Source organism: Natronomonas sp. (genome assembly GCF_046710025.1).
In the GTDB taxonomy this organism is placed as follows: Archaea; Halobacteriota; Halobacteria; order Halobacteriales; family Haloarculaceae; genus Natronomonas.
The window spans coordinates 1-16,402 of the sequence record NZ_JBKEGK010000039.1 but is presented as its reverse complement, the minus strand read 5'-3'; the positions used below and the strand labels follow the sequence as shown (position 1 = coordinate 16,402).

Sequence of the window (16,402 nt, the reverse complement as noted above, 5' to 3'; positions counted from 1 at the left end):
GACGGCGGGGGTGAACGCCGGGGATCGCGGTGGAACCAAACCGTCACCACAACGGCGAGCAGACAGCCGATGGCCAGCGGCGGACTCAGGAACGCCAGTGGGACAGCAAGGAGAAGTGGCGGCCGAGCGAGCCGCCAAGTACCTGGGGCGACCGATGGCAGCGGGGTGACATCGGAAAGCGATGGAAGCACGATCGGTGTCACCGGGGCGAGCGACAAGGCCGTTGTGGTCTCGGTGAAATCCCGCGGCCGTTCACAGAGAGCTGCCGGTGGAGTGCTATCACTCGTCCGGCGGTATATAATCCATCAGCAAGTCTACATACGGTTGAATCGACATGAAATCAGATATCATAAGTCGTCCACGAGAAACTCCGGATCCCCGGACGCGCCGACATCAAGGGGATCGAGGCGAACTGCCGCAACGGAGTGTTCGATGATCGGCTGCCGAACGGAACGCAACACCTTTTCGCTGTGGCGTCCACTCGATCCGTAATGACTGACGACGCCGACGGTCGGGGGCGCGCCGACGCCCCCGACGACCGGGTCTACTACGTCATCAGCGATCTCCACATCGGCGGGGACGAACAACTCGAGGAAGTGGAGTTCATGCCCGAGTTGCTCGCCTTTTTTGATCGGCTGGCGACCACCGACGAGGACGCCGAGTTGGTTATCAACGGCGATGCCTTCGGCCTCTGGGAGTTCACGACGGCCGAGGGGATCGAGAAGTTCGAACTCCTCGCGCAGACGTATCCGGAACTGTTCGCGGCGCTCCGCGAGACGGGGGAAAACGTTCGAATCACGCTGCTGCCGGGGAACCACGACCACGAACTCGCCGCGTACGACGAGTACATCGAGCGTTTCGCGGCATACAACGTCGACCTCGTTCCTGAGCAGTCGATCACCCGGTGGGTCGGCGGCCGGGTGATCCACTTCGAACACGGCCACCAACGCGACCCAAACAACCGCATCGCGGACTGGGGGAACCCCCACTCGACGCCGTTGGGTTACTACTACAACACCCTTGTTACCAGTCGGGCGGGCCAGTTGTCCGATCGCGGCCGGTACAACTGGCTGAAGGACGTCCAAGCCGTGACGCCAACCGAGCGGATGCCGGTGTGGATCCTGTCGAAGTATTTCTATCGGGAGATGAGTCCCCTATTGCGGTACTCGCTCGTCCCGTTTCTGTTGCTGTTCAACGTGAGTGCGCTGCTCGCGGTCGGGGCGGGGCTGGATCTCGCGGGCGTGTGGTCGATGCCGGTCGAGCGCACGGCGGCGTTTCTGGATCGGTTCGGGCGAGCGGGAACCGCAGCGTGGTTCCTCCTCGTCCTCAACGTGGCTGTCGCGGGGCTTTTATCGCTCGTCGGAATCCCACTGTACTTTATTAGGCGTGACATCCGGAAGACGATCGATCGTTTCGGGGTGTTCGAGACTGACCTCACCGTCGACGCCGAGACGCCCTACGTCGAGGCCGCCGAGGACGTCTTCGCCGAGCACCCGGAGACAGCGATCTTCTGCTACGGCCACACCCATCGCCCGACGACGCGGGCCGTCGAGGGAGGGCTGCTCGTCAACACCGGAACGTGGCTCAAACGGCTGCACCGCCGGGACGGTCTCATCGGCATCCTGCCGCCGGTGTTCTATCCCTCATATCAGTTACCGGCTGTCCGAATCGCCGCCGAGGCCGACGGGATCGCCGTCGAGTACGAGCGCATCTCGAAGCCGAGCCCCTCGACGGAGGAACTCACGCGCACCGAGCGTATCTTGACCTTGGGTCGCGAACCCGAGCCGACGCTTCCGGATCGGCAGTTCGTTGGGGGACAACCCGATGGCGAAGCAGGGACGGCCGGCGGAACGGATACAGTCTGACGGCTGTCGGTGGGCGAATACCTATATTGGGGAGTGAGATGCGTGTCCCCCGTTATGTCCGAATGTCGTCCGTTTCGTCCTCGTCTACAGTTTCCTTGACGGTCTCTTCAACCGTTTCCTCGACTTTTTGATCGACCGTCTCGTCGACCGCTTCTTCGACCTTTTCATCCACCGTCTCTTCGACCGCCTCTTCGACCGTCTCGCCGACGGTTTCTTCGACAGTCTCTTCGACCGCTTCTTCGACCGTATCGCCAACCGTCTCTTCGACTGTTTCTTCAACCGTATCGCCGACCGTCTCTTCGACCGTATCGCCGACCGTCTCTTGAACTGTTTCTTCGACCTTATTGCCGACCGTCTCTTCGACTGTTTCTTCAACCGTATCGCTGACAGTCCTTTCAACCTCTTTACCGACCGTTTTCTCGACCTCTTTGCCGACCGTTTTTTCCACTTCCTTGCCGACCGTTTTCTCGACCTCCTTGCTGACAGCGTCACCGACCGTCTTTTCGACCTCCCTGCTAACTGTGTCGACCGTCTTTTCGACCTCCTCGCCGACTGTCTTTTCAACCTCCTCGCCAACGGTCTCCTCGACCCGTTCGGCGACCTCTCTTGTCATCCACTCGGGGTCGAAGCGGGACATCTTCCAGACGATGTGGATCACGTAGGAGACGATTACGCCGATACCGAACGCGACGCCGATGCCCGTTCCGACGACGGCGATCAGCGTGATCGCCGCGAGGATCGCAACGCCGTATGCAAGATCAACGATGAAGTCCACACGACCCGGATTCATCGGTTTTCACCCCTATTGAGGGTTTTCGACAGTAACATACTCAGATAATCGGTCCCGGAACGGGAAAAGCCATCTATCTAGCCCGGTGGCCGAGTGGCGTCCGAACGTGACCGAGATAGCGCCGTTTAATACTGTCCGATGTGTTCAGCTACTGTGTTCGAACTCCTATTACTCGGCGTCGGAATCGTTGTCTCGCTGTTCGTTGGGTTTAATATCGGCGGGGCGACCACTGGCCCCGCCTTCGGCCCGGCCGTCGGCGCGGACGCGATCTCGAAGACGGGTGCAGCCGCGCTGATGGCGGTTTTTTTCCTGATAGGTGGGTGGACGATCGGCCGCCAAGTCGTCGATACGTTGGGGAACGAACTCGTCACCAACCCCGGCGTGTTTACGATCGAATCGAGTATTGTCGTGCTGTTCTTTATTGGCGGTGCACTGTTTGTCGGCAACTACTACGGGGTCCCCGCCTCGACGTCGATGACTGCCGTCGGCGCCATCGCCGGCCTCGGGGTCGCGACGGACGCGCTGAACTGGGTCGTGATGGGCGAAATCGCAGTCTGGTGGATCGTCGCACCGATCGTCGGCTTCTGGGTGTCGGGAATGATCGGACGGTACTTTTATACCCGGATTAACGAATGGGTGGCGATCACCTCCACACCAGGGCCGCTGGTCGAAATCAACCGGACCGGCCTTCTCCCGCGCCCCACGTTGGGCCCAAACACCACCCGGCGTGAACTCAGTGGGGCCGTCGTTGTCGTCTCGATCGGCTGTTTGATGGCCTTCTCCTCGGGCACCTCGAACATCGCGAACGCGATCGCGCCGCTGGTCGGCGCCGGTGTCGATATCGATATGATGATTCTGCTCGGGTGCGGGGCCGTCGCAGTCGGCGCGTTCACGATCGCTCGCCGGACGCTCGATACGCTTGGCAACGACATCACCGAGTTGCCGTTGACAGCGGCCATCGTCGTGGCGGTCATCTCCTCAACGATCGTTGTCGGCCTCTCGGCTATCGGCATCCCAGCGTCGTTCGTCATCATCGCCACGACTTCGATCGTCGGGTTGGGATGGGGGCGGGCGACCCGGACAACGACGCTCCCAGAGGTCGTCCGCGGTGAGGAGACAAACGTCTCCGTTGGCGCGCTGACGGCCGAAACCCCCGGCGAGGAGGCTCCCGACATCGGCGAGGAAAACCCCGAGGACATCCCGAGTGCGGGCGATCTCTTCGATCCAGCAACGACTGGTCGGGTCATCGTCATGCAAAACGTCGTCCCGCTCCTTTCGACGGTCGGGGCTTACGTCGCGTTCAGCATCCTCTTTCGGTTCGTGTGGTGACGGCTACCCGCAGGAGCAGAACGGAACAATCGGACAACGTAGAAAACACCAAGTGCGTGATGGCCGTCGTTCGAAACGAGAATGGAAATTTCAGATCGTCTCGAATGCCTGTTTGCGGCCGACATCGAGGAAGTAGACGGCTCCCACGTCATCGACGTTCCGGATCGGGAAGTGGAACTGGGCGGACTAGTCCCCGGAGAGACGTACCGCGTGGCAGTCCTTCCCCCGTCACCGGCGGAAGACGACGACTCAGCGTCCAGCGATGCTGATCGGAAAACGGACGAGAAACCGGAGGTAGGGTCCGCATCCACGTCCGATGCCGATCCAGACGCCGAGCGCGGAACCCAGAGTCCGCCGGTCGAGGAGGGCGACCAACGGCGCGTCGAGATCGAGGACATCGGCGAACAGGGCGACGGAATAACTCGCGTTGAGCGGGGATTCGTCGTCATCGTCCCGGACACCGACCGGGGCGAGCGCGTGGTCGTCGAGATCACGGACGTCGCCGAAACCGTCGCCTTCGCCGAGGTCGTCGAGCGGATCAGCTACTACGAGTAATTGGTCTCTTTGTCCCGAGGCACTGACGCGTTCGATCCGTGACGCGGGGATTCAGTCTGGGTGCCCTCGCCGCGCGGCATATCCAGTTGCCACCGAGCCGCCGCTCACCCGTTGGGGCGGCGCGGGACCGTATATTTAGATAACATACGCATATATTTTGATCAGTTACCCGTGGAATACACAATAGTAATATTGTGTAGCAATCCCAAAACCATTATCACCGTCCGGGCGCGTAGCTGAAAGTACACATGAACGAGACGATCACCGATCCACGTCGATCGAGAGGGCTGTTTGCATGATCGAGTTCGCCGCGCTGCCGACAGCGGTCCAAGCCGCGTTAGTCGTCGGGTTGGTGCTTCTCGAGGCCATCGGCCTCTATCTCGGCTACGGTGCGCTCGAACAGCGGATCGCACCGCCCGTCCTGAACGCGATACGGAACGCCTGACGGATGGCGGTACTCGGACTCTCCCCGGAGCTTTGGGTGCTTTTTGTCGGCTTCGGGTTCATGGTAGGGGTGTTTTTCGGGTTCTTTGGGATGGGTGGGTCGTTCCTCGTGACACCGACGCTTTTGATTCTCGGTTACCCGGCCTCCGTCGCGATCGGGAGTTCGATGGCGTTCGTCTTTGGAACGGCCGTGATCGCGACGCTGAAACACAACGATATCGGGCAGGTCGACTACAAACTCGGCGGGCTGATGTTCGCCGGGATCGTCCTCGGCATCGAGGCCGGGAAGATGTTGGTGTTCGGTCTCGAGGCGCTCGGTCGGGCCGAACTCGTCGTCGGGATCGCCTACATCCTGTTGTTGGCTGCGATCGGGCTCGTGTTCACGCGCAACGCGCTCAGGCAGACAAATGAGGACGATGCCACGGGCGAAAGTGACAGTGATCCCAACGACATCCCGGAACTCGCAAAGACGATCAAATCGTACGATATCCCCCCGATGGTCACCCTGACCGACGGAAGCCGGGCCTCGATGTGGGTCATCTCCGGCGTCGGCGGCGGCGTCGGCGTCGTCTCCGGCTTCCTCGGCGTCGGCGGCGGGTTCATTCGGATGCCCGCCATCTACTACCTCATCGGCGTCCCGCTGGCCGCCGCGGTCGGGACCAGCCTTTTTGGGGCGCTAATGTCGGGTGCGGTCGGCGCGTTCAGCTACGGGCTCTCGGGGGTCATAGACGTCGGTGTCGTGACGGCGCTCCTCGTTGGGAGTGCCTTTGGCGCCCGGATCGGATCGGCCTCGACCGCCTACGTCGATGAGGAGGACGTGACGATCTACTTCGGCATCATGCTGTTGCTCGCCAGCGTAGCTGTCGCCTTCGGTGAACTCGCAACCTGGCTCGAAGCCCCGATCCTTGATCGGGTCAGCTTCGTCCTACTGATCGGGTCGGCCGCGTTCGTCACCGTCACGATCCTCTATTATGGGACAAAAGCGGTTCGCGAGGGGCGCGACGCGCCGGCTGTCGGCTAACTCGACATCGTTATCGGCCGTTCCGGGAGTGCCCAACACACTCAAGACTGACTACCCTATTTGGAAACAGTTCGCGGGTGTCTGTCGGCCAATTCGGCAACTATACCAGACGACATATGCGTGCCGATCGGTTTGCTCAGAATATGTCGCTTCGAGTCGCCGTCGCGGTCGGGTGCTGTTTGCTCGTCCTCGTCGGCGCCGGATCGTTCGCCGTCTCGCCGGGCGCTTCTGACCCGGGAGCCGCGGAATTCGACCGGACTGTCGCGATGGGACTGACGTTGGAGGAGCAGCGCCTGCTCGGTTCGAACCGGTTTGCGCCGCGCGCGCAGGTGACGTATTCGCAATATCCCTACGTCGTCGGCTACCGCGGCGTCGGCTTAGCCGCCTCGGCGGTCGACGACCCCCTTGTGAGACAGCAGTTCGGCTACCCCCGTGGGGTCCACGTCGAGGCCGCACCTCCCGGCGTTTCACTCGACGAGTCGGGATATCCGGTCGGCGAGTACTCCGGGCAGTGGATCGACGCTGGCGACGCGTACTTCGTCGTCGACAGCGCCGCGAGGACCCCCTCAGGGCCGGTAACGCTGGCTTTCGACGCTCGGACGGACGCGGCCGCCTTCGCCGAATCCTACGACGGTTCGGTGACCAGGTGGGCCGACCGCGGGCAGTTCGACACTTCCCAGACTGATGGATCGAGCGCCCGCGATCGGGTCGAGACACAACACGCCGACGCGAACGCGACAGTCGCGTCGGCGCGGGAACTGCTTGATCGCCCCGTCGAAACCGTCGTTGGCGAGGACACCCCGACGCTTCGGGCCGCCCTCGCCGACGCGGAGGAAAATACGACGATCCGGCTCCCCCCTGGGACGTATCACGGACCGATCGCGGTCAACGAGTCCGTGACGATCCGCGGCGAAAACGCGACGATCGTTGGCGACGGGAACGGTAGCGTCGTCATGGTTACCGAGGACGATGTCGCTCTCGTTGGCGTCTCGATCGAGGGGATGGGCGACTCCCTGCAACCCGAGGGATCGGCCGCCGATGCCGACCGCGCGAACTGGGATCGCGCGACGGAGGAGGCATACGGATATGCCGACGCCGCCGTCACTGCCGACAGCGTCGACCGACTGCTCGTCACCCGAATCGAGGTTGAAACCCCGGCCTCTGGGGTCGTTCTCAGAGATACTGACCGGGCGGTCGTTGATGATATCCGGGTCAACGGCACCGACCGATGGGAGGACGGCTTCATGGGCGTCACCACGATCCGCTCGCCAGCGGTCGTCCAGGGCTCGACGTTCGACGGCGGCCGAGACGGCGTCTACACCCACCGCTCGTCCGGGGTCACGATCCGGAACAACGAATTTATTGGTGGCCGGTTCGGGTCGCACTTCATGTACACCTCGGAGGTGCTGTTCGCGGACAACTGCGTGACCGAACAGTACCTCTCGGGGGTCGTAGTAATGACGAACCCCTCCGGGATCGCCATCGCCGACAACGTCATCACCGACTCTCGGCAGGGGATCTCCACGAGTGGCTCCGACGCCTATGTCGGCGAGAACACTATCGTCGGTACCCAACAGGCTATGTCAACGAGCGCGCGGAACTCGCTGTACGCCGACAATACTGTCGTCGGGAACGCGGTCGGCTTCCGCGCCTCGTCTGTCTTCCCGACGAGTATCGTCGTCCGCAACGATGTCGTCGACAACGAACGACACGTCCGGGCGACGACCGGGCCGCTCCGCGTCTGGAGCCACGACGGCGAAGGAAACTACTGGTCAGGTGCTGAGGACCTCAGTCGGCGCTACAGTCCGACCGACCCGGTCGACGGCCGACTCCACCGAACCGGGGCCGCACGGACGCTCGCCGATGCGCCGATCGTCCGTGGCCTCCGAACGCTCCGGGGCTCTACGCCGGGGATGCGCGGCGAAAGCGTCATCGACGCCAGCCCACGATCGACGCCGGCGAACCCGAGCCGACTCGAAACCGCACAGCGACTTGCAGACGGCCGGACGACTGTGAGTGAGGTGTGCGACGCGTGAGCGACGAACCCGTGCTCCAGGTCGACGGCGTTTCAAAGTCCTTCGGGCCGGTCGAGGTGCTCTCGAACGTATCGATGTCGGTCCCCTCAGGGGCCGTCGTGGCTGTTATCGGGCCGAACGGATCCGGGAAGACGACCCTCATCAGGACGCTCGTCGGCGACCTCCGGCCGACGACCGGCGTCATCTCCTACGTCGGCCCCGACACGGACCGCCCGATCGGCTATCTACCACAGGAGCCGACGTTCCGTCCGGGCTTCACCGCCGCCGAAACCATGGCATTCTACTCGTCGCTGATCGACGGCCGCGACCCGGAGCCGTTGCTCGAACGGGTCGGGTTGGGGGCAGCGGCCGACCGGAACGTCGAGGCCCTCTCGGGCGGGATGCGACAGCTGCTCGGTATCGCACAGGCGACCATCGGCGACCCGCCGCTGATCGTCCTCGATGAGCCCGCAAGCGGCCTCGACCCGAATATGAGCGAGAGTGTCTTTGAGACCGCGGCGGAGATGGCCGGGTCGGGAACGACCGTGCTTCTCAGTTCCCACGACCTCGCACTCGTTGAGGCGACGGCGGACACCGTCGTCGTATTGGATCGTGGATCGGTTGCCGCCGCCGGTCCCTTGTCGCAACTGCGGGAACGCTTCGGGACCGATTCGCTCAGGGGCGTGTTGAACGCGGTTGTCAGCGACACTGAGGCGGTCGCGGTCGTCGGGGGGAGCCGATGAGCCGCGGACGGGTTTTCGGCGCCGTGGCGTGGCGGGAGGTCTCGACGGTCGTCCGGACCAGGAGTTACCTGCTTCTTGCGGTCGGACTCCTCGCCGTGTTCGTGGGGACGCTCCGCGCTGGCGGCGGCCTCGAAGGAGGGTACGTCCCAACCGCTGTCGACCTCCTCTTGCCGCTTGAACTGCTCGTCCCGCTCGTCGCCGTGGCGCTCGGGTACCGGGCTTTCGGTGGCGACAACGACGATCGGCCGGTGCTTTTGACATACCCGGTCTCGAAGCGCTCGCTCGTCGCCGGCGTCTTTCTCGGCCGGTTGGTGGGACTTGCGGGCATCGTCGGTGCCCCGCTCGCCGCCGTCGGCGTCGTCGTCTCGCGGGTCGGCGGGCACGAATCGCGGGTGTTCGCGACCCACGGTGGCGTCGACTCGCCGGTCCTCTTCGTCCGATTTCTCGCGTTGACGATCTGCTTCGGCGCCGTCGTGTTGGCGATGGCGATGGCGGCATCGGTGCTCGTCAGAGCGGGGCGAGCAGCGCTCGCGGCCGCGCTCGCGGTCCTCGTCGGGGTTGTCGCGGGCGGGGACCTACTGGCGCTTGTCGGGCTCACAACTGGCGCGGTCGGCGATAGCCTCCTCGGGACAGCGCTCGCGGCAAGCCCGAACGCCGCCTACCGGGGGCTCGTCCTCGAGACCGTCGTCGGCGTAGCGACCGACCGAGGGGCCGCGATCGATGTCTCCGCCGCGGTTGCCGGCCTCGCGGGCTGGCTGCTCGCGAGCCTCGGTGCGGTCGTGGTCAGTATCGACCGCCGCCCGCTCGCGGGCCTCCGGTCCGGCGTCGGCGAACTCTCCGCCCGAGTCGCGGACGCGCTGGATCGCTGATGCGGGCCGTCGAAGCCGGCTTTATATTTCTCTCAGCCCCGTCCGACCCCGGTGCTGGATCGAGAACCGCACCAGACCGTCCAAGACCGTCGGCACCGAACTCGCGTCTATGAGACGAGATTCATCGCCGCTACCGTCGATACGCGACGGTCGGCTCGCGCGCCGTCGCTGTCTCGCGGCGCTCGGTGCCGGCACGGTCGCCGCCACCGGCGGCTGTCTCGGGAACGCCATTGGTAGCTCCGGGAACGTCGTCCTTGACGAGCAGACCGACGGCTACGACAGCGAGAACCTCCCGTATCCGAGCTACGGCGAGCCACTCCCGCGTGTCGAACTTCCCGACGCGCTTGCCGGAACGACTGTGGCGACAGACAGCCCCGATATCGAGGGCCGTACACTCGTCGTCACAGCGTGTTACGCCTTCTGTCCCGCGGAGTGTCTGCTCCTGATCGACTCGCTTTCGAAGGTGCAGGCTACCCTTATTGAGGACGGCGCCGACGGCGTCGAGTTCCTGGCGATCACCTTCGATCCAGAGCGCGACACCCCGTCGGAACTGGAGGCGAACGCCGAACGCCACGACGTCAACCTCGAAGCCAGCAACTGGCACTGCATACGTCCGACGGATGCCGAGGCTATCGAGGCTATCGTCGCCGATGACCTCGGCGTCATTTATGAGCGCGATGGCGGGACCGGCGGGCTCTACGAGTTCATCCACCAGACGGTCACGTTCCTCGTCAACCCCGGCCGTCGCGTCGAACGGGTCTATCACGCCGATGCTCCCGAGGTCGCACGCGTCAGCGACGACGCCGCGGCGGTCGCGTCGGCGTATACATGAACGGTACAATTCCCAGTAACTCGGCGAGTCGTCCGCTTCCGCACCGTCCGGCGGGTTGTCCGGGCGGTGACTGCTCGTTCCCCTCCTCGTCTTTCGATGCGAGAACCAGATCACACAATACCGTTCGCTCCCGAGATGGGAGCGTGAACGACTGATGCCGCCTGAGCCACAGCCGAGGATCGAAACCCGCACCGTCGCGACAGTCTCGATCGCTGTCGTCGTCGTCGGCCTCGCCGGCGGCATCTTCGTCGTCGACTTTGGTTCGGCGACCCCGGAACCGGTCGGGTTCGATGAGACGGTCTCCGTCGGGTTGACCCTGGAGGACGAGTTGCGGTTGGCGGACGAGGAGCGCTTCGACGCTCGGATCGAACTCCCGCGAGCGCAGGTGTTTTACTCGCAGTATCCGTACGTCGTCGGCTACTACGGTGTCGATTCGTTCGTCGCAAACCAGCGACAGCCGACCCACGAACAGCGGTTCGGATTCCCGAACACGGTGTACGTCACCGAATACACCGACACCGGCGTCGAACTGAACGACGAACAGTTGCCGGTGACGGAGTTCGCCCCCAACTGGATAGCCGCCGAGGAAGCGTTCTACGTCGTCGACAGTGACGCCCGGACCACGTCCGGTAAGGCCGTCCTGCCGTTCGAGACGCGCACGTCGGCCGAGGCGTTCGTCGACGAGTACGGTGGGGACGTCATAGACTGGCAAGACATGCTCGATCGGCCGGTCGAGGTCGACGACGCCGGTGCGGTCAGAGACCGGACCGAGGACCAGCGGCGGGACGCCAACGAGACGGTCGAAACACGGGACTCGCTGCTCAAACGACCCGTCAGCGTGGTCGTGGGGGAGGACGAACCGACGGTCCAGTCGGCCGTCGCGGCGGCTCCCCCGAACACGACGGTTCGTGTGCCGGCGGGGACGTACCGCGAACATCTCGAGATCGATACCCCCATTACGCTCCGGGCGAGCGGGGATGCCCGGATCGTCGGCGACGGGAACGGCACCGTCGTCACGGTCACGGCGAACCGGACGGCGCTCGCGGGGATTCGCGTCTCCGGCGTCGGCGATTCGACCCCGGGACCGACGGTGACTGACGGCCACGCCGGCAGCAACGTCGGTGGGGGCGGTCACAATCACGGCGACGCCGACGGCGAGGATTCCTGGGACGCCGAAATCGAGGACGACTACGCCCAAGGCGACGCAGCGATCGAGGCCTCGGGCGCCGGGAACGTCCTCGTCGCCGACACGACGATCGACACCGACGCCGCGGGAATCATCCTCTATGCGTCACCTGGGGCGGTCGTCCGGAACACGACCGTCGTCGGCAGCGAGAACTACCGCGAGGGCCACATGGGCGTCGTGGCGATGCGGTCGCCGGGCGTCGTCGAGGACTCGACGTTCGTCGGCGGCCTCGACGGCGTCTACACCCACCGCTCCGACGGGATCGTCGTCCGGAACAACCGGATGCGCGACAACCGAAACGGGGTCCACCTGATGTTCACCTCCGGGGCGCTCATCGACGACAACAACATCACCACCGAGGAGACCGCCGGTATATACGTAATGACCGGGCCGGAGCGAAACGCCCTCGTCGGCAACGAGATACGCGACGCGGAGACGGGAATCAGCGTCGGCGGGACAAACAGCTACGTCGCGGAGAACGTGCTCACCGGAAACGACCTCGGCCTGCGGATCGAGGCGACCGCCTCCATCGTCGAGCGGAACATCATCGCTGACAACCGCGACGGCGTCGAGACGTGGGCGTTGCTCCCGACGAACCGGGTCACGCACAACGACTTCGTCGGCAACGAGCGCCACGTCGCCGTCTCCAGCGGTCGGCTCCGCGTCTGGAGCTACGACGGCGAGGGCAACTACTGGGAGGGCGCAATCGGCACCACCGACGGGACCGTCGTCCAGCGCCCATACACGCCGACCGATCCGATCGACGGGCGGCTCCACCGCGTCGACGGAACCGGAGCGCTCGCGCAGGCGCCGGCGCTGTCCGCGCTCGCCGGGTTCCAGGGGGCGATTCCCGGGATGCGGGCCGACGAGGTGATCGACACCGCGCCGCGCTGTGCGCCGGTCCACGCCGAGTGGTTCGAACGGACCGGGCGAACTGACATCGAACCGATCTGTCGCTCCGGCGGCGACACACCCGCGGAGACATGACGCGGCGACCGACAGTACGACGACCGACCGAGCGCCCCGAATACGACGACCGAACGATACTCCGGACGATGATTGAGCGAGACTCTCTACGATGACCGAACAGGACCGAACGACACCGATACTGACGATCGAGGAGTTAGAGCATTCCTACGGCCGGGTGACCGTGCTGGACGACATCTCATTCGCCGTCGATCCGGGCGACGTGACGGCGATCATCGGCCCGAACGGGTCGGGGAAGACGACGCTCATACGCGCCATCGTCGGCCTCCACGAGCCGAGCGATGGACGGGTTCGATACCGCGGTCCCGACGCGACGCGCCCGATCGGCTACCTCCAGCAGCGGCCCGCGTTCCGACCCGGCCAGACCGTCCGGGAGGCGCTCGCGTTCTACGCTGCCCTCGTCGGAGAGACCGAAGCCGATGCCGTGGCACGTCTCGAACGGGTCGGGCTGGGGGCAGCGGCCGACCGGAACGTCGAGGCCCTCTCCGGTGGAATGACGCGGCTCGTCGGCATCGCGCAGGCGACCGTCGGCGACCCGCCGTTGATCGTCCTCGACGAGCCCGCAAGCGGCCTCGACCCTGGTATGAGCGTCCGCATCTTCGAGGTCGCCGAGGAGCTCACGGCGTCCGGGACGGCGGTGCTTCTCAGCTCACACGATCTCTCCTTGGTGGAGCGGACGGCCGACCGGGTCGCGCTCCTCGACGACGGCTCTGTCGCACAGCTGGGCGCCCCCGCTAACATCCAAGCAGAACTCGGAACCGATTCGTTGCTGGAGGCGTTCGAATCGTCGATCACGGGCGATTCCGGGACCGTCCGCGTCCGGGGGGAAACATGAGTACGCCGACCGAATCTCCGGAGACGCCGGGGGGCAGTGGTACCGATACCGCCGAGACGCCCGGCGCCGAACCGACCGGAACCGGACGGATGCCGGCCGCCCCGCAGATCCTCTTTGCCGTCGTTCGGCGGGAACTCTCGACAGCGGTCCTGAAGTGGTCGTCCGTCGGGCTGTTGTTCGGGTTTGTTGGCACGCTCCTCGGGATCGCGTGGTTCGGCGGGGGGATCCAGGTGGGCTACGTCTCGACGATCATCGACCTGTTGACGCCGCTGGAGCTTCTGATCCCCGTCGTCGCGTTCGCGTTCGGTTATCGTACGATCCTCGACGACGAACGCCGGGGCGTCCTCGACGTGTTGCGGACGTACCCGATCGAGCCCTGGCAGGTCGTCCTCGGGGTGTACGCCGGGCGCTCAATCGGGCTTGTCGGCATCGTCACGGCGGCGCTGTCGTTTCTCACGTTTCCGATCATCGTCACCGAATCCTACCGTCCCGTCTTCTACGCCACCCACACCGGGGCTGACTCGCCGGGGTTGTACCTCCGATTTATCATTCTCACCGCCTGCTTCGCGATGGTGGTCCTCGCGATCGCTGTTGCGATCTCGGCGCTCGTCTCGACGACCCGGACTGCGATCGCCGCCGCCGGTTTGGCGCTTTTCGCCCTACTGTTCGGGGCCGACATCGGCCTCCTGTTCGCGCTTTCGCGGGGGTTGATCGCTGAGTCCTCGCTCGTCGGCTCGCTCGCTATCAGCCCACTCAGCGCCTATCGCGGGCTGGTGCTCGAAACCACCGTTGCTGTGACGGCGGGCACCGGCCCGCGGACGGCCTCGCCGCTTTTCAGCGCGATCGGCCTCTTCGTTTGGTGGGCCGGGTCGCTTGCTGTCGCGGCGTTCGCCGTCGGGCGATAGGTGCTCGGGCCGTCGTCACCGCCGCCAGACGCCAGTAGTTAGACAAAATTCGACGCTGTTTATATACTCGATTGGAGTGTATATACATACGCCAGCACCATTCATTATTTGTAGGCGGCCCGTGAGTCCGGTATGCGTCGACTCGACCGCGAGCAGGCTATTCACATCCTCATATTCTTGTTTTTGTTCCTCGCCGGACTCATGTTTTGGCTGCTCGGAACCGGGATCATCGACCGGATTCCGGCCGTGTGAATCCGTCTCGATCCGATGGGCCCCGAGGAGTCACCCGCCGAGCGCCGAGAGGACCTCCCGCGTCACGTCGCCGTGGGTCAACAACTCCCCACCGTGGTCGTCGGCGAACGACTCGGCGTCGCCCTCCTCTGTGAACCCGATGAGTGATTTGCCCATCGCCCCCTCGACATCGCTGTTGGCGACGAACGTGAGGCCGTGGAGGTCGGCGAACGATTCGGCCCCGAGGTGGGCGCTGATGACGGTTGTTCCTCCGTCCGATCTGAGGTCGTAGTCGACGCTCGAGTAGTCGGTTCCGTACGAAACCGTTGGTTCGTGGCCCCGCTGTTCGTTTTCGAGAATGTAGTTGTACGTACACGTCGAACTACAGAACCATGCGACCCCGTCCTCGCGGTCATCGGGGAGCGAAGCAGGGGCATCGTCGCCGTAGAACGACTGCCCGACCGGCCCCGGGTGCATTTCGATCCGCATGTTGCAGTAATCACACGCCTGGCCCTCGTTTAGCGCGACGGGGTCCGGCCCGCTCCGGTCGCCGCCGAGACACCCGGCGAGCGCCCCCACACCGCCGGCCGCGACCGTTGTCAGAACCGACCGCCGCGTCCGCCCGTCCGCGTCGGTCCGCGTTTCGTTCATACCTAGGTCTCCGTGGCCCGAACCAATAGCCCGTTTGGTACGATACTGAAAAACCGCTGTTCTTGCATGCTCACCGCCGTTTGCTCTCGTTTGCCGACCCTCTTCGGCGAGTCGGTGGTGCCAACGTCGGCCCTACGCCGACTGTCCCGGCTGCTCAAGTAGCGAGTCAACAAGCCGCGAGAACCGGTCCACGAGCCGATCGGGCAGGCTCGGGTCGATCTCGATGAGGAGGTCTCTGAGCAACTGCGGCTCGACGAGCCGGACCGAGACCCGCCGGCCGTCGCGGACCTTCTCGGCGAGGTCGTGCTCAATGAGGTTCGAGAGATGCCACTCAACCGTGCTCCGGGCGATGTCCGCCGTTTCGGCCAACTCGTCGGGTCGGTCGGTCTCGTGGTCCAACAGCAACACGACGAGTTCGCGCGTCGTCTCCCGGCGCAACAGCGCAATCGCCGCCTGCTCGGTCTCGGAGTACTCGGTCGGGAAGTAGTGCGTCCGGCCGCACACCTCGAGGCTATCGAGGGCGTCGTTATTGAGGAGGCGGCGAACGTGGTATTGCGTCTGGCCCGTTGCGATGTCCAACGCGCGACTGACCGCGTTGAAGTGGACGCCCGGGTTTGCTTCGACGTGGGATCGGACTCGCTGTCTCGTTTCTGTCATAGGTACCGGGGATCTTCTGATGGTTATCACTGATCGGTTATCAACCGCCGGCCGTGTCTCAAAGACTGGGACCACCGACGCCGCTTCGCGGCTGCCAACACAGGCGATCGGAACAGCCGCTTCACCAATACGGTGCGCGCGGTGGGTGTACGTGTCTGGAACTGCGGTATTTATATATTGTGCCGGGGCGAGTTACCGTTATTATAGCTGGATAATGTATAAACCGGTGTCCATGGGCTGCTCGTTCTCGCTGCCGCTTTATGTATAACCCTGTTCCGGATGAACTTATGCTAACTCCGTCACCGTGGTTCGCGCTCGCGACCTGTGTTGCCACGCCAGAATCGCGCCCCGTGGAGCCACGTCAGAACTGATACCGCCGCGCGTTGTCGTCGCCCCCAAGGATCTCCTCGCCCCCGCCACCGACGCCGCCGGCCATCTCGTCGTAGGTCATCCCGTTGAGGTACTCGTCGTAGGTTACGTCGTAGCC

General features: G+C 64.4%; 15 protein-coding genes and 1 pseudogene. 12 read left to right on the top strand and 4 right to left on the bottom strand.

Annotation, left to right across the window (positions count from 1 at the left end):
* A pseudogene (locus ACI944_RS04535) lies at positions 1-191 on the bottom strand (phosphatidylserine decarboxylase family protein); the annotation flags it as partial.
* A 300-nt stretch (positions 192-491) separates the two neighbouring features.
* Between ACI944_RS04535 and ACI944_RS04530 the strand changes: the two are divergent.
* Positions 492-1,865: a metallophosphoesterase gene (locus ACI944_RS04530; RefSeq protein WP_411717878.1), complete on the top strand. Its 1,374-nt coding sequence runs from the start codon at positions 492-494 to the stop codon at positions 1,863-1,865.
* A gap of 52 nt (positions 1,866-1,917) precedes the next feature.
* Here the strand turns inward: ACI944_RS04530 and ACI944_RS04525 are convergent, their stop codons facing one another.
* A complete protein-coding gene (locus ACI944_RS04525) occupies positions 1,918-2,655 on the bottom strand; it encodes a hypothetical protein (protein WP_411717877.1) in 738 nt (245 codons plus the stop codon).
* A 153-nt stretch (positions 2,656-2,808) separates the two neighbouring features.
* Between ACI944_RS04525 and ACI944_RS04520 the strand changes: the two genes are divergently transcribed.
* The 11 genes from ACI944_RS04520 (at position 2,809) to ACI944_RS04470 (ending at position 14,376) form a co-directional block, all read left to right on the top strand.
* Positions 2,809-3,984, top strand: coding sequence for an anion permease (locus ACI944_RS04520; RefSeq protein ID WP_411717876.1), 1,176 nt, complete (start codon positions 2,809-2,811; stop codon positions 3,982-3,984).
* Between the two features lie 81 nt (positions 3,985-4,065).
* Positions 4,066-4,539, top strand: a complete 474-nt coding sequence (locus tag ACI944_RS04515; RefSeq protein WP_411717875.1) for a TRAM domain-containing protein — start codon at positions 4,066-4,068, stop codon at positions 4,537-4,539.
* 295 nt (positions 4,540-4,834) lie between these two features.
* Positions 4,835-4,984, top strand: a complete 150-nt coding sequence (locus ACI944_RS04510) for a hypothetical protein (RefSeq protein ID WP_411717874.1) — start codon at positions 4,835-4,837, stop codon at positions 4,982-4,984.
* Between the two features lie 3 nt (positions 4,985-4,987).
* Positions 4,988-6,004: a sulfite exporter TauE/SafE family protein gene (locus ACI944_RS04505; protein WP_411717873.1), complete on the top strand. Its 1,017-nt coding sequence runs from the start codon at positions 4,988-4,990 to the stop codon at positions 6,002-6,004.
* 143 nt (positions 6,005-6,147) lie between these two features.
* Entirely contained in the window at positions 6,148-8,040 is a 1,893-nt protein-coding gene (locus tag ACI944_RS04500; protein ID WP_411717872.1) for a NosD domain-containing protein, read from the top strand.
* Entirely contained in the window at positions 8,037-8,762 is a 726-nt protein-coding gene (locus tag ACI944_RS04495) for an ABC transporter ATP-binding protein (RefSeq protein ID WP_411717871.1), read from the top strand. The genes ACI944_RS04500 and ACI944_RS04495 overlap by 4 nt, the downstream gene beginning before the upstream one ends.
* Entirely contained in the window at positions 8,759-9,631 is an 873-nt protein-coding gene (locus tag ACI944_RS04490) for an ABC transporter permease subunit (RefSeq protein ID WP_411717870.1), read from the top strand. The genes ACI944_RS04495 and ACI944_RS04490 overlap by 4 nt, the downstream gene beginning before the upstream one ends.
* Before the next feature lie 109 nt (positions 9,632-9,740).
* Positions 9,741-10,463: an SCO family protein gene (locus tag ACI944_RS04485; RefSeq protein WP_411717869.1), complete on the top strand. Its 723-nt coding sequence runs from the start codon at positions 9,741-9,743 to the stop codon at positions 10,461-10,463.
* Positions 10,464-10,617: 154 nt separating this feature from the next.
* A complete protein-coding gene (locus ACI944_RS04480) occupies positions 10,618-12,636 on the top strand; it encodes a NosD domain-containing protein (RefSeq protein ID WP_411717868.1) in 2,019 nt (672 codons plus the stop codon).
* A gap of 91 nt (positions 12,637-12,727) precedes the next feature.
* Positions 12,728-13,471, top strand: a complete 744-nt coding sequence (locus ACI944_RS04475; protein ID WP_411717867.1) for an ABC transporter ATP-binding protein — start codon at positions 12,728-12,730, stop codon at positions 13,469-13,471.
* A complete protein-coding gene (locus ACI944_RS04470; protein ID WP_411717866.1) occupies positions 13,468-14,376 on the top strand; it encodes an ABC transporter permease in 909 nt (302 codons plus the stop codon). The genes ACI944_RS04475 and ACI944_RS04470 overlap by 4 nt, the downstream gene beginning before the upstream one ends.
* 282 nt (positions 14,377-14,658) lie before the next feature.
* Here ACI944_RS04470 and ACI944_RS04465 read toward each other — a convergent pair whose 3' ends face one another.
* Positions 14,659-15,258, bottom strand: coding sequence for a nitrous oxide reductase accessory protein NosL (locus tag ACI944_RS04465; protein ID WP_411717865.1), 600 nt, complete (start codon positions 15,256-15,258; stop codon positions 14,659-14,661).
* Positions 15,259-15,390: 132 nt separating this feature from the next.
* Positions 15,391-15,915, bottom strand: coding sequence for a winged helix-turn-helix transcriptional regulator (locus ACI944_RS04460; RefSeq protein ID WP_411717864.1), 525 nt, complete (start codon positions 15,913-15,915; stop codon positions 15,391-15,393).
* Positions 15,916-16,402: the final 487 nt, after the last annotated feature.

Bases quoted from the DNA above. Each gene is read 5' to 3' on its own strand.
- ACI944_RS04530 (WP_411717878.1), top strand. From the start codon at position 492: ATGACTGACGACGCCGACGGTCGGGGGCGCGCCGACGCCCCCGACGAC.
- ACI944_RS04525 (WP_411717877.1), bottom strand. From the start codon at position 2,655: ATGAATCCGGGTCGTGTGGACTTCATCGTTGATCTTGCATACGGCGTT.
- ACI944_RS04515 (WP_411717875.1), top strand. From the start codon at position 4,066: ATGGAAATTTCAGATCGTCTCGAATGCCTGTTTGCGGCCGACATCGAG.
- ACI944_RS04510 (WP_411717874.1), top strand. From the start codon at position 4,835: ATGATCGAGTTCGCCGCGCTGCCGACAGCGGTCCAAGCCGCGTTAGTC.
- ACI944_RS04505 (WP_411717873.1), top strand. From the start codon at position 4,988: ATGGCGGTACTCGGACTCTCCCCGGAGCTTTGGGTGCTTTTTGTCGGC.
- ACI944_RS04500 (WP_411717872.1), top strand. From the start codon at position 6,148: ATGTCGCTTCGAGTCGCCGTCGCGGTCGGGTGCTGTTTGCTCGTCCTC.
- ACI944_RS04490 (WP_411717870.1), top strand. From the start codon at position 8,759: ATGAGCCGCGGACGGGTTTTCGGCGCCGTGGCGTGGCGGGAGGTCTCG.
- ACI944_RS04485 (WP_411717869.1), top strand. From the start codon at position 9,741: ATGAGACGAGATTCATCGCCGCTACCGTCGATACGCGACGGTCGGCTC.
- ACI944_RS04480 (WP_411717868.1), top strand. From the start codon at position 10,618: ATGCCGCCTGAGCCACAGCCGAGGATCGAAACCCGCACCGTCGCGACA.
- ACI944_RS04475 (WP_411717867.1), top strand. From the start codon at position 12,728: ATGACCGAACAGGACCGAACGACACCGATACTGACGATCGAGGAGTTA.
- ACI944_RS04470 (WP_411717866.1), top strand. From the start codon at position 13,468: ATGAGTACGCCGACCGAATCTCCGGAGACGCCGGGGGGCAGTGGTACC.
- ACI944_RS04465 (WP_411717865.1), bottom strand. From the start codon at position 15,258: ATGAACGAAACGCGGACCGACGCGGACGGGCGGACGCGGCGGTCGGTT.
- ACI944_RS04460 (WP_411717864.1), bottom strand. From the start codon at position 15,915: ATGACAGAAACGAGACAGCGAGTCCGATCCCACGTCGAAGCAAACCCG.